The organism is Streptomyces durhamensis, assembly GCF_000725475.1.
Taxonomy (GTDB): domain Bacteria; phylum Actinomycetota; class Actinomycetes; order Streptomycetales; family Streptomycetaceae; genus Streptomyces; species Streptomyces filipinensis.
Map to the genome: position 1 here is coordinate 38,882 of NZ_JNXR01000011.1, position 12,260 is coordinate 51,141.

Annotated in this window: 12 protein-coding genes; 3 read left to right on the plus strand and 9 right to left on the minus strand. The window is 70.9% G+C overall.

Annotated features, from left to right (window positions below; genetic code table 11):
- Positions 1-67 precede the first annotated feature (67 nt).
- The 5 genes from IO33_RS0117135 to IO33_RS0117155 all read right to left on the minus strand — a co-directional run bounded on the left by IO33_RS0117135 (position 68) and on the right by IO33_RS0117155 (position 5,208).
- Positions 68-1,681 (minus strand): FAD-dependent monooxygenase, encoded by a 1,614-nt coding sequence (locus IO33_RS0117135; RefSeq protein ID WP_031165629.1) that lies wholly within the window; start codon positions 1,679-1,681, stop codon positions 68-70.
- 178 nt (positions 1,682-1,859) lie between these two features.
- Positions 1,860-2,780, minus strand: coding sequence for an amino acid ABC transporter permease (locus tag IO33_RS0117140; RefSeq protein ID WP_031165631.1), 921 nt, complete (start codon positions 2,778-2,780; stop codon positions 1,860-1,862).
- Positions 2,777-3,442 carry an amino acid ABC transporter permease gene (locus IO33_RS0117145; protein ID WP_031165633.1) on the minus strand — a complete coding sequence of 222 codons (666 nt, stop codon included), beginning with the start codon at positions 3,440-3,442 and terminating at the stop codon, positions 2,777-2,779. Before IO33_RS0117145 ends, IO33_RS0117140 begins: the two co-directional genes overlap by 4 nt.
- Positions 3,443-3,517: 75 nt before the next feature.
- A complete protein-coding gene (locus tag IO33_RS0117150) occupies positions 3,518-4,357 on the minus strand; it encodes a glutamate ABC transporter substrate-binding protein (protein WP_031165636.1) in 840 nt (279 codons plus the stop codon).
- A gap of 74 nt (positions 4,358-4,431) precedes the next feature.
- Positions 4,432-5,208 carry an amino acid ABC transporter ATP-binding protein gene (locus tag IO33_RS0117155; RefSeq protein WP_031165638.1) on the minus strand — a complete coding sequence of 259 codons (777 nt, stop codon included), beginning with the start codon at positions 5,206-5,208 and terminating at the stop codon, positions 4,432-4,434.
- 290 nt (positions 5,209-5,498) lie between these two features.
- Here IO33_RS0117155 and IO33_RS0117160 point away from each other — a divergent pair, with 290 nt between their 5' ends.
- Together IO33_RS0117160 and IO33_RS0117165 are read left to right on the plus strand one after the other, a co-directional pair.
- Positions 5,499-6,185 (plus strand): response regulator transcription factor, encoded by a 687-nt coding sequence (locus IO33_RS0117160; protein WP_031165640.1) that lies wholly within the window; start codon positions 5,499-5,501, stop codon positions 6,183-6,185.
- A 9-nt stretch (positions 6,186-6,194) separates the two neighbouring features.
- Positions 6,195-7,598, plus strand: coding sequence for a sensor histidine kinase (locus IO33_RS0117165; protein ID WP_031165642.1), 1,404 nt, complete (start codon positions 6,195-6,197; stop codon positions 7,596-7,598).
- Between the two features lie 54 nt (positions 7,599-7,652).
- Here IO33_RS0117165 and IO33_RS0117170 read toward each other — a convergent pair whose 3' ends face one another.
- Positions 7,653-8,651 (minus strand): TAXI family TRAP transporter solute-binding subunit, encoded by a 999-nt coding sequence (locus tag IO33_RS0117170; protein ID WP_031165644.1) that lies wholly within the window; start codon positions 8,649-8,651, stop codon positions 7,653-7,655.
- Positions 8,652-8,757: 106 nt separating this feature from the next.
- Here IO33_RS0117170 and IO33_RS0117175 point away from each other — a divergent pair, with 106 nt between their 5' ends.
- Positions 8,758-9,186 (plus strand): pyrophosphohydrolase domain-containing protein, encoded by a 429-nt coding sequence (locus tag IO33_RS0117175; protein ID WP_031165646.1) that lies wholly within the window; start codon positions 8,758-8,760, stop codon positions 9,184-9,186.
- 100 nt (positions 9,187-9,286) lie between these two features.
- Here IO33_RS0117175 and IO33_RS0117180 read toward each other — a convergent pair whose 3' ends face one another.
- The 3 genes from IO33_RS0117180 to IO33_RS0117190 all read right to left on the minus strand — a co-directional run bounded on the left by IO33_RS0117180 (position 9,287) and on the right by IO33_RS0117190 (position 11,858).
- Positions 9,287-10,750, minus strand: a complete 1,464-nt coding sequence (locus IO33_RS0117180) for a hypothetical protein (protein ID WP_051926830.1) — start codon at positions 10,748-10,750, stop codon at positions 9,287-9,289.
- A gap of 221 nt (positions 10,751-10,971) precedes the next feature.
- A complete protein-coding gene (locus tag IO33_RS0117185; RefSeq protein ID WP_031165650.1) occupies positions 10,972-11,415 on the minus strand; it encodes a MarR family winged helix-turn-helix transcriptional regulator in 444 nt (147 codons plus the stop codon).
- Between the two features lie 83 nt (positions 11,416-11,498).
- Positions 11,499-11,858 carry a DUF6204 family protein gene (locus IO33_RS0117190; RefSeq protein WP_031165652.1) on the minus strand — a complete coding sequence of 120 codons (360 nt, stop codon included), beginning with the start codon at positions 11,856-11,858 and terminating at the stop codon, positions 11,499-11,501.
- Between the last annotated feature and the right edge of the window lie 402 nt (positions 11,859-12,260).

Genomic DNA, 12,260 nt, shown 5'->3' on the forward strand with positions numbered 1-12,260 from the left:
ACAGCATGTCGGGGTACTCCGGTCAACTCACCGTCACCATGTGGACGGAGGGTGACAGGGCGCGCGGTCAGCGCACGCCGGAGCCGGCTTCCGCCTCCGCCTCCGCCTCCTCCTTCACCGCGCCGCCCAGCGTCGCCTCCGCCGCCGCGTAGAGGTCGGCCGGACGGACCCCGCTCAACGTGGTGACCAGGTGGCCGTCGGGGCGCACGAGCAGCACGCTGTGCGCCGGCGCACCCGGGTACTCCTCCGCCACCAGGAGCTCGGCCGGGTGCGGCAGCGCGGTCACCGCGGCCGCGAGGCGGGGCATGACCCCGGCGGACACCCAGTGCTTGCGGGCCCACACGCCCGTGCCCGGCGCGATCAGCACGACGAGCAGCGCGCCGCGGCCCAGCCGGTCGCGCAGCTGGACGAAGGAACCGTCCTCCGCGGTGACCCGTACGTCGGTGACCTGTGCGCCGGGCGGGGTGTCGACGGGGATCTCGCCCTGCAGGTGCCGGGGCGCCAGCGGGGAGTCGGCGTACGCCCCCGGCGCGCCGAGGGGACCGCGCCCCAGGTGACCGTCCGTGAGCAGCACGTCGTGGCCGCGGGCCGTGCCCGGGACCATCTGGCGCAGGCCGCCGGCCCCGCGCAGCACCGGCAGCGCCAGGTCCGCGGCGCGCAGCCGGGCGGTGATCAGCGCGCGCCGCTCGGCCTGATAGCTGTCCAGCAGCGCCTCGTGCGGGCCGTGGTGCCAGACCACGGCCAGCTTCCAGGCGAGGTTGTCGGCGTCCCGGAGGCCCTCGTCCAGCCCCTGGGTGCCGAGTGCGCCGAGCAGATGGGCCGCGTCCCCGGCGAGCAGGACCCGGCCGACGCGCCAGCGGCGGGCCAGCCGGTGGTGCACCATGTGGACACCGGTGTCGAGCAGCTCGTACGCCGGTGTGGAGCCGTTCGTCCAGCCCGCGAGGGTCTCGCGGATCCGGGCCACCAGGGTCTCGGGCGTGACCAGCTCCTTGCCCGGTGGCAGCAGCCAGTCCAGGCGCCACACGCCGTCCGGGAGGGGGCGGGCGGTCACCTCCCCGGCCGAGGGCCCGGACTGCCGCCACGGCGGCATCCGATGGAGCAACGCCCGGCCCTCCCAAGGAAGTTCCACGCGCAGCGCGGCGACCGCGTGTCGCTCCACCGCGGTACGGCCCGGGAAGCGGATGTCCTGGAGTTTGCGCACGGTGGAGCGGGGTCCGTCGCAGCCGACCAGATAACTGCCACGCCACCAGATGCCCTTCGGCCCACGGGTGTGCGCGGTGACGCCGGAACGCTCCTGCTCGATCGAGTCCAGGCGGCTGTCCACGGCGACCTTGACCAGCGGCTCGTCGGCGACGGCGGCGCGCAGGGCGCTCGTGACGACGTGCTGGGCGATGTGCAGCGGGGCGGCGTCACGCTCGCCGAAGACGACCTCGTTCATCACCTGCTTGCGCCGCAGAGACCGCCATCCGGCCCAGCGCACGCCGTGCTCACCGAGCGCCACTTTCGTCAGCCGCTCCAGCAGCGCGGCCGTGTCCTCGCGCAGCACGGCGGTGCGCGCCGGGCGTGGCTCGCCCTTGCCGGGGCCCTCGTCCAGGACGACGGACGGCACCTCCTGGCGGGCCAGCGCCAGGGCGAGCGTGAGCCCGACCGGCCCCGCTCCGACGATGATCACCGGGTCCACGGCGCAGCGCCTCCTGTCCGCAGTGGTGCCCTGACGGACGGAGAGGAACAGGAAGGTGAAGCGAGGTGCACGGTCACAGAACGTATGCAACCCATTGGCAGAGTTTGCGTCAAGTGACCAGAGGCAGTGGCGATCATGCCACTGCCTCTGCGCGCCGTACGGGTGACGTGACGAGGCGTCAGGCGAGCCCGGCAGGGCCGGCCCCGGCGCCGACGCCGTCTCCGGTCGCCGCCGTACCCGCGATGTCCGCCACGTCCTGGAATCCGAGCACCACGCCCGTCGACTTCTTGCGCCTCCGCAGCCGGCCCTCCAGCCAGCCCGCGAACGAGGTCAGCGAGAAGTTGATGACGATGTAGATCACGGCGACGACGGTGAGCGAGGCGATGATGTTGCCGTAGTAGCCGGACATCGGGTTGGCCGAGGACAGCAGTTCGGGGAAGGTGAGCACCGCGCCGCCGAGGGCCGTGTCCTTCACGACGACGACCAACTGGCTGACGATCGCCGGGAGCATCGCGGTGACCGACTGCGGCAGCAGGATGAGCCGCATGACCTGACCCTTGCGCAGGCCGATCGCCATGGCCGCCTCGGACTGGCCCTTCGGCAGGGTGAGGATGCCCGCGCGGACGATCTCCGCGAGCACCGACGCGTTGTACAGCACCAGACCGGTCACGACCGCGTAGAACGGTCGGTCGTCCGAACTGACGTCGGTGTACTGGGCGAAGAGCGCGAGCCCGAAGATCATCAGGACCAGGACGGGGATCGCACGGAAGAACTCGACCACGACCGCGGCCGGCACGCGCACCCACATGTGGTCCGAGAGCCGGGCGATACCGAGGACGGCACCCAGCGGAAGCGCGATGACCATCGCCAGCGCCGCCGCCTTCAGGGTGTTTTCCAGACCGGGCCAGATGTACGTCGAGTACGCCGCGGTGCCGCTGAAGAAGGGCTTCCACAGGGCCCACTCCAGCTGTCCCTTGTCGTCGAGGGCCTTGTACACCCACCACACGACGGCCGCCATGGCGACCAGGAAGAGGGCCGTGTAGAGGACGTTGCGCCGCTTGGCGCGCGGGCCCTGGGCGTCGTAAAGAACCGAAGTCATCGCTTGACCGCCACCTTCTTGCCGACCCAGCCGAGGATCAGACCCGTCGGCAGGGTCAGGCAGACGAACCCGAGGGCGATGACCGCGGAGATCGCCAGCAACTGCGCTTCGTTCTCGATCATCTTCTTCATCAGGAGTGCTGCCTCCGCCACGCCGATCGCGGAGGCCACCGTCGTGTTCTTCGTCAGCGCGATCAGCACGTTGGTCAGCGGGCCGACGGCCGCGCGGAAGGCCTGCGGCAGCACGACCAGGAACAGCACCTGGGGGAAGCTCAGACCGATGGCGCGGGCGGCCTCCGCCTGGCCGACCGGCACGGTGTTGATGCCGGCCCGGATCGCCTCGCACACGAAGGTCGCGGTGTAGACGATCAGACCGAGCACGGCCAGCCGGAAGCCCTGGACCTGGAAGTCGTGCGCGCCGAGGGTGATTCCCAGCGTCTGGCTGAGGCCCAGCGAGGAGAACAGGATGATCACCGTGAGCGGGATGTTCCGCACGATGTTCACGTAGGCGGTGGCGAAACCGCGCATCAGCGGTACCGGGCCCACCCGCATGGCGGCCAGCAGAGTGCCCCAGACCAGGGAGCCCGCGGCCGACAGCAGCGTCAGCTGCACTGTCGTCCAGAACGCTCCCAGCACGTCGTACTTGTCAAGAAAGTCGAACACGATCTCCCGCGCTTCCGCGTGTAAGGATGCCCCGGTGCGCCGCCGTCAGGAGCGGCGCACCGGGCGGGGGTTGCCTCAGCTCTTGATGTCGCCGATCTTCGGGGCGGGCTCGTTCTTGTAGTTGGCCGGGCCGAAGTTCTTCTGCACGGCCGCCTTCCAGGAGCCGTCGGAGACCATCTCCTCGAGGGCCTTGTTGATCTTGGCCTTGAGGTCGCTGCCCTTCTTGACGCCGATGCCGTAGTTTTCGTTGGTCATCTTGAAGCCGCCGAGCTTGAACTTGCCCTTGAACTGGGCCTGGGCGGCGTAACCGGCGAGGATCGAGTCGTCCGTGGTGAGGGCTTCGATGGCGCCGCTCTGCAGGCCCGAGAGACAGGCCGAGTAGGTCGGGTACGTCTGGAGGTTGGGGTTGAGACCCAGCTTGGTCTTGAGGTTCTGGGCCGACGTCGAACCAGACACCGAACACAGGTTCTTGCCGTTCAGGTCCTTGGGAGCCTTGATCTTCGTGTCGTCCGCACGCAGCAGCACGTCCTGGTGGGCCAGCAGGTACGGACCGGCGAAGTCGACCTTCTGCTGACGCTCCGGGGTGATCGAGTAGGTGGCGGCGATGAACTGCACGTCACCGCGCTGCAGCATGGTCTCGCGGTCGGCGCTCTTCGACTGCTTCCACTCGATCTGGTCGGCGCTGTAACCGAGCTTCTTGGCGACATAGGTGGCCACGTCGACGTCGAAGCCCGCGTAGCCCTGCGGGGTCTGCTGGCCGAGGCCCGGCTGGTCGTACTTGATACCGATGGCGATCTTCTTGCCGCCACCGCCCGAGGAGCCGTTGTCGTCCTTCTTGCCGCCGCCGCACGCGGTGGCGCCCACGGTCAGGGCGAGTACGGCGGCCGAGGCGGCGGTGACCTTGCGGAGCTTCATGCTGAACATCCTTCGAATGGTGAGGAACGAGGTCCGTGGGAAAAGGCGACCCAGGGCGCCCGGGTGGCGCGCCGTCAGTGGTGCAGGATCTTGGACAGGAAGTCCTTGGCCCGGTCGCTGCGCGGGTTGCTGAAGAACTGGTCGGGCGCAGCCTGTTCGACGATCCGGCCGTCGGCCATGAAGACCACCCGGTTCGCAGCCGATCGTGCGAAGCCCATCTCGTGGGTGACGACGACCATCGTCATGCCCTCGCGGGCGAGCTGCTGCATGACCTCGAGGACCTCGTTGATCATCTCGGGGTCGAGGGCGGAGGTCGGCTCGTCGAAGAGCATGACCTTCGGGCCCATCGCCAGCGCCCGCGCGATCGCCACGCGCTGCTGCTGGCCGCCGGACAGCTGGGCGGGGTACTTGTCGGCCTGGGTGCCCACGCCGACCCGGTCGAGCAGCGCCCGGGCGTTCTCCTCGGCCTGCTTCTTGTCCGCCTTGCGGACCTTGAGCTGCCCCAGCATCACGTTCTCGAGCACGGTCTTGTGCGCGAAGAGGTTGAAGGACTGGAAGACCATCCCGACGTCGGCCCGCAGCCGGGCCAGCTCCTTGCCCTCCTGGGGCAGGGGCCTGCCGTCGATCGCGATGGTGCCCGAGTCGATCGTCTCCAGGCGGTTGATGGTGCGGCACAGAGTCGACTTTCCGGACCCGGAGGGCCCGATGACCACGACGACCTCGCCGCGGGCGATCGTCAGGTCGATGTCCTGGAGCACATGCAACGCGCCGAAGTGCTTGTTGACGCTCTTCAGGACGACCAGTTCGTCGGACGTGGCCACGTCTTCCTTGGCCACCGGTACTTTGGTCATCGCTCTCGGACTCCGTCCTCCTCGGGTTTCCGAGGACAGTAATGAGGGGCTGTGACCTGCGTCATCACATCTGAGGGAGATCTGAGCATCACGATCCGATAGCAAACGGACACGTGTCGTAGCACTTGCCCCTCGTGTGCGTATCGGCCGGATAACGGAACCGACGGGCAACCGGAACGCTCTTGACGCCGTCTTTGTCCATCGGCGTCACTGCCATGGTGCACGCGCGCGTGAGCTACACGGCGCGCCAGTACCCAGACCGTACGACCGCTGAACCGGAGGGGGCCGGGATGAGACTGCTGCTCGTCGAGGACGACAACCACGTCGCCGCGGCCCTGTCCGCCGTACTCGCGCGACACGGCTTCGACGTCACCCACGCACGCAGCGGCGAGGAGGCCCTGCAGGCCCTCGTCCCCGAGGGCGCCGGCTTCGGCGTGGTCCTGCTCGACCTGGGCCTGCCCGACCAGGACGGCTACGAGGTCTGCGGCAAGATCCGTAAGCGCACCAGCACCCCGGTGATCATGGTCACCGCGCGCTCCGACGTCCGCTCCCGCATCCACGGGCTCAACCTGGGCGCCGACGACTACGTGGTGAAGCCGTACGACACCGGCGAGCTGCTCGCCCGGATCCACGCCGTCAGCCGGCGCACCGTCCCCGAGGACCCGGCGGCCGGCGCCGAGAGCGCCCTGCACCTCGGTCCCGTACGCATCGAACTGCCCACCCGGCAGGTCACCGTGGACGGTTCGGTGGTCCAGCTGACCCGCAAGGAGTTCGACCTGCTCGCCCTGCTCGCGCAGCGCCCGGGTGTGGTCTTCCGGCGGGAACAGATCATCAGCGAGGTCTGGCGCACCAGTTGGGAGGGCACCGGCCGCACCCTGGAGGTGCATGTCGCCTCCCTGCGCGCCAAACTGCGCCAGCCCGCGCTGATCGAGACCGTACGCGGCGTCGGCTACCGGCTCGTCGCCCCGGCCGCCTAGCGGGGACGGGTGCGCGCACGCCTGCTGCCGCTGCTCATCGTCCTGATGGCGGCCGTCCTCCTCGCCCTCGGTTTCCCCCTCGCCCTCAGCGTGGCCGCCGCACAGCAGCAGAAGGTCGTCGTCGACCGCATCGACGACACGGCACGCTTCGCGGCGCTCGCCCAGTTCGTCACCGAGCGGCCCGGCGGATCGCGCCGCACCGGCACCGACGAGCGCCAGGAGGCCCTGCGCAGCGAACTGGACAGCTACTACGGCGTCTACGGCATCCGGGCCGGCGTCTTCTACCGCAACGGCTCCGCGATGGCCAATGCGCCCGGCGACTGGTTCGTACCCCGTAAGGGGGAGGTGCGGGAGGCCTTCGACGAGGCACTGCTCAGCAGGCGCAGCCACGACCCCAAGCAGGTGTGGCCCTGGCAGCGCAGCCGGCTGGTGGTCGCCTCGCCGGTGATCCGGGACGGGGACGTGGTGGCGGTCGTGGTCACCGACTCGCCCACCGGACAGATGCGTTCGCAGACGCTGCGCGGGTGGCTGCTGATAGCGGCCGGCGAGAGCGCGGCGATGCTGCTGGCCGTCGGCGCGGCGCTGCGGCTGACCGGCTGGGTGCTCAGACCGGTACGGGTGCTGGACGCCACCACCCACGACATCGCCACCGGGCGGCTGAAGTCCCGGGTCGCGGTCGCCGGCGGACCGCCGGAACTCAGACGCCTGGCCCGTTCGTTCAACGAGATGGCGGACAACGTCGAGGACGTGCTGGAGCAGCAGCGCGCCTTCGTCGCGGACGCCTCGCACCAGTTGCGCAACCCGCTCGCGGCGCTGCTGCTGCGCATCGAACTGCTCGCCCTCGAACTCCCCGAGGGCAACGAGGAGATCGCCTCGGTCCGCACCGAGGGCAAGCGCCTGGCGCAGGTCCTGGACGACCTGCTCGACCTGGCGCTGGCCGAGCACGTCGACGCGGACCTGACACTGACCGACATCGGCGCGCTCGCCGCGGAGCGGGTCGCCGCCTGGTCTCCGGCCGCCGATGCCAAGGGGGTCCGGCTGGCCGGAAACTGCCCGCCCACGACCGCCTGGGCGGACCCGGTCACCCTGTCCAGCGCCCTGGACGCGGTGATCGACAACGCCGTGAAGTTCAGCCCGGAAGGCGGCACGGTGGAGGTCACCGTCGCCGCCGACGGCGACACCTCCACGGTCGTCGTCACCGACACCGGGCCCGGTCTCACCGACGAGGAACTCGCGCGCGTGGGCGACCGGTTCTGGCGCAGCGGCCGCCATCAGAACGTCAAGGGTTCGGGACTGGGCCTGTCCATCACCCGCGCCCTGCTGGCGGCGGGCGGCGGCTCGATCGAGTACGCCCACCATGAGCCGCGCGGGCTGCGGGTGACGGTGGCCGTGCCTCGGCACAGGGAATCCTGACGCGGGGAGCCCCGCCTCCGCGGTCCGCCGGGCCCAGGGGCCGGCCCCCGCGAGCTATGGCTTCATCGAGCGGTAGTAGCGCCGGGCGCCCTCCTGCAGGGGCAGGGGGTCGGTGTAGATGGCGGTGCGCAGATCGACCAGCTGGGCGGAGTGGACGTGGGCACCGATGCCGTCGCGGCTCTTGATGACCGTGCGGGTCACCCACTCGGTCAACCGGGGGTCGACGTCCGTGCGGGTCATCAGGAGGTTGGACACGGCGATCGTAGGGACCTCGCTGCCCTGCTGCATGGTCGGATAGGCCGACTCGGGGATGTTGGTGGCACGGTAGTAGCGCGCCGCCTGGCCCTCGTTGTGCAGCTTGGTGACGAGGTCGCCCTCGATGGGCACGAACTTGAAGGCGGGCTTCTTCGCCAGCGTGACCAGTCCCTTGGTGGGCAGCCCGCCCGACCAGAAGAAGGCGTCGAGCCGGTGCCGCGCCAGCCGGTCCGGGCCGGTGTCGATGCCGTCCGCGGCGGGGGTGATGTCCTTGCGCGGATCGATGCCGGCGGCCTTCAGCACCCGCTCGGCGATCAGCCGTACCCCGGAGTCGGGCAGCCCGGTCGCCACCCGCTTGTGCCGCAGGTCCGCGATGGTCCTGATGTCCGAGTCGCTGCGCACGACGAGCTGCACGTAGTCGTCGTAGAGCCGGGCCACCCCGCGCAGCCGTCCGGCACCGCGGCCGTGCCTCAGCTGGTACGCCTCCACCGCGTCGGCCGCCGCGATGGTGAAGTCGGCCTTGCCGGTCGCCACCCGCTGCACGTTCTCCTGCGAACCGTCGCTGTTCAGCAGCTTCACCGTCAGGTCGGGCATGTCCTTGGCGAACTCGGCGCGCAGCCGCTCGCCGTACTCCTGGTAGACCCCGCGGGGCGTGCCGGTGCTGAAGACGATCGTCCCGCTCGGGGGCTTCTCGCCCAGCGGCAGCAGCCACCACAACAGCAGCCCGAGCAGCACGGAACCGGCGGCCGCGGCCGGCAGCGCCCGGCGCCTGCTGAGGGAGGGGAACACCTTGGACATGCGGCGATCCTGCCAGGCCGGGAGCGCCGCTGACCAGGGCCGGGGGTCACTCCGGGGCCGCCGGCGGACCCGGGGCTCTGTCAGTGGCGGCCGTTACAGTCGTCGCATGAGCACTTCTCCCGCCGACCTCGTCCGTGAGTTCCACCGCGCCTTCGGTCTCGACGCCCGCAGTACGCCGACGGAGGTGGACCCCGAACTGGCGGCGCACCGAGGGGAACTGCTCGCCGAGGAGGCGGCGGAGGTCGCCGAGGTCGCGGTCGAGGGTCCGCTGGACCGGCTCGCGCACGAGCTGGCCGACGTGGTCTACGTGGCGTACGGCACGGCTCTGGTCCACGGCATCGACCTCGATCAGGTGATCGCCGAGATCCACCGGGCCAACATGAGCAAGCTCGGCCCGGACGGGCAGGTCGCCCGCCGGGCCGACGGCAAGGTCCTCAAGGGGGAGCACTACCAGGCGCCGGACGTGTCGTCCGTGCTGCGCCACCAGGGATGGATACCGGCGGCGCAGCGTGGTGCCTCTGATCCGACGGCGTAGCCCGAGTGCCTGTTGTCCGGTAGCTGGGGTTCCTGTTGCCGCGTGCCCGGGGTTCCAGTTGCCCGGGTGCCTGGGGTCCGAGGGGGCCTGGTCCGGGTGCCTAGAAGGTGCCGCCTGCCAGTTTCCACTCGCGGTTCAGGGTGCCCAGCGGGATGCTCCGCTGGATCACCGGGGTACCGAAGACGGAAAGCTGGAAGCGCAGGGTCCCGGACAGGTCGACCCCGCCGTACACGTCCCAGGAGCCCTTGGCCTTCGTCCCGCCCCCAGCGGAGGAGGTGACCGTTCCGGAGGCCTCGCCGCGCAGATACGGGGCCAGGTCGGCGGTGACACCGACGGCGCCGTAGAGGCCGACCGAGGCCTCGGCGCCCAGCGCCGTCTTCACGTTCCCGGCGGCGGTGAGGGAGGCGCGGACGGGCGTGCTCGTCATGTCCGACGAGCTGACCGGCGTCCAGCCCCTGGCCGGCCCGAAGGTGCCGCCCGCCTTGAAGTCGCCCTTGAGGTTCTGCTCGACGTCGACGGTGACATGCCCGTCGCCGCTGATCTGGAAGTAGCAGGTCAGGTCCAGATTGACGACGACGGGGACAGGGCCGACCTGGAGGACCGGATCGGCGTGCAGCTTGGCGAACGGGATCCGCAGCGGAGCCCCCGTGGTGGCGGCGGCCCGCCCCTTGACCGCCCAGCCGGAGGTCCAGTCGCCGGACACGCCGAGGTAGGCGGAGCCGGGCGGGGTGTCCGTGCCGGCGCCGCCATAGGTGAAGTCGACCTGCGGGGCGACCTGGACGAATCCCTTCACCGCGGCGCCGGCCGAGGCCGGGGCGTCCTGGGCCGTCGGCAGGCCGGCGCTCACGTCGAGGCGGAGGCTGCCGAGCGGCACCGTCGCACCCTTGGGGCCGACGTGCACGTCACCGGCCTTGGCCCAGGACACCTTCACATCGGGGAGCAGCTTGTCGACGGTGAAGGACGACGGGTCGACCGGCACCTCGCCCTTCGCCGTCTCGTCGCCGAGCAGCGCGTTGAGCGTGGCCGGTGCGGTCTGCACCTCGGTGCCGCCGTCCGTCTCGCCGATCACCTTGGTGACCTTGGCGAGCAGCCCCTGCGGTGCCCCGGGCGCGGGCGCACTGGCGATCACGTCGCCGACGGCGGCCTTGTGCGGGGCGGCGGAGGGGCTGCCGGAGGGGCGCCCGGAGGGGGAAGTGGTGGGGGAGGGGGTACCCGCTGAACTCCCCCTGTGAACAGGCTTGGCGGTGAGCACGGCCCGCCGGGTGTGGCTGTCGTACGAGCTGATGGCGAGCGTCGTCTTGTGCGCCCGTCGTCCGGAACCGGCCGGTCCCGCCGTGGCGGTGGCGGTGGCGGTGGCACCGGTGGCGGGCGCGGCGGCGACGGCGAGCGGGTGGTCCGTGCCGTCGTCGGGTGTGCCGGTGGCCCCGGCGGCCCGGGGACCGTGCCCGGCGGTCGCCGGCGGTTCGGCGTGCGGGGCGGACGAGGAGCAGGCCGAGGCGAGGAAGAGGGCGGTCACGGCGAAGGCGGGCAACAGGGCACGTCTGTGCCGCATGCGTCTGCGCATGGAGGGTCCTGTGTGAAGTGGGGGGTGGCAGAGAGGTACCGGACACGCGGTCTACTCGTAGGTAGAACCGGTCGGTAACTCGTGACGAGCCATGAGCATGCCATGCGCGCGTACATGGCTCCCTCACAAACCGGCCACAACTCAACGTGACCTGTGCCACGGCGATTTCAGGTAAGCGCTGACTGAAACCGCCGGCAGGCCGGGCACGTTGAGGAGTGGGTTCAGCGGCCGGTCAGGCCGGTGCCTCCGAGGCGGGCCAGCAGGGACGCCAGTTGTGTGACGTCCTCGGCGTCCCATGCCGGGGCGGTGAAGAGGTCGGCGGCCGTCTCCTCTGCCGTGGCGAGCATCTCCCGCAGTCGCCGTCGGCCCGTCGTGGTCAGGGACGCGTAGGCCACGCGCGCGTCCCGGGCGTCCGCCTCGCGGGTCACCAGCCCGATCCGCTCCAGGGGAGCCAGCCCGCGGGTGACCCCGGAGGCGGTCAGACCCAGTGCCTCGGCGAGGTCGATGCGGCGCATCCGTCCACCGGGTGCCTGCGACAGCCGCAGGAGCACGGTGAAGTCGGCGAGGCTGACGCCGTGCAGCCCGCTCAGCCGGGAGTCGAAGCGCCGTACGAGCGCCGCCTGGGCCCGTACCAGCCGCAGCGCCGCGTCCAGGGTGTCACTCATCGCCGCCGCTCACCGCCCCTGCCCCGGCCTTCCTGCCGTACGAACGGGCATCCAATCATTGCCATGTCCTTGAGTGGTCAAGTTTATGCGCCGTTCGAACGGGCCGCGCGCCGCTGCCGCTTGCCCATCGGCGCCTGGGAGAGGTCCTCGGCGGTGGAACGGAGGTTCTTGAAGCCGTAGCCGCGCTCGGTCAGCCAGGCCTTCGCCGCCTCCTCGGCCCGCTCGGTCGCCTCCAGGATGTCCTCCTCTTCCTCTCCCGTGTCGGAGTAACGGAAGACGAAGGCCGGCCGGGCGGCGATGTCGTAGGTGAGGCTGCCCTCGGGCGTGAACGCGGCGCGTAGCACGTCGTGTTCGGCCGCGTCGGCCAGCAGTGCTGCCCGCTGTGCGTCGGTGAGGCCGTCGAAGGCGCCGCGGACGGTGATCCGGAAGGTACGCGTACTCATGCCGCGACCTTAGGCACAGGGAGTGTGCCGCCTCCACCGGGTTTTCGGGGGCGCCGCCGATGGTCCCGGGCGACGTCTCCGCCGTTCACCCGACCTGCGTCCGCCCCGGCACACGGGCCGGCGGGATCCCCCCACCGCCTGCCGGCCCGTCGTCCCCCGGTGCCTCATGATGGCCCCGGACCGGACCATCCGTCCCTCCGCTTCGCCCGATTCCCGTACAACAACCGGGATTCGACCGTCCGGCGCCCGGTTCCCCGGTTCTCCCGCTGTCCCGTGGGCGGCGCCGGGGCGAATCCGGGGCGACGAACGGGCCGCGAGTTCACCGCGCACGGCGCCTCCTGCTTCGCTTGCGTCGGGACAGGGCGACGGGTCGGCGCATCGCGACGGGCCGGGACCGAGCGA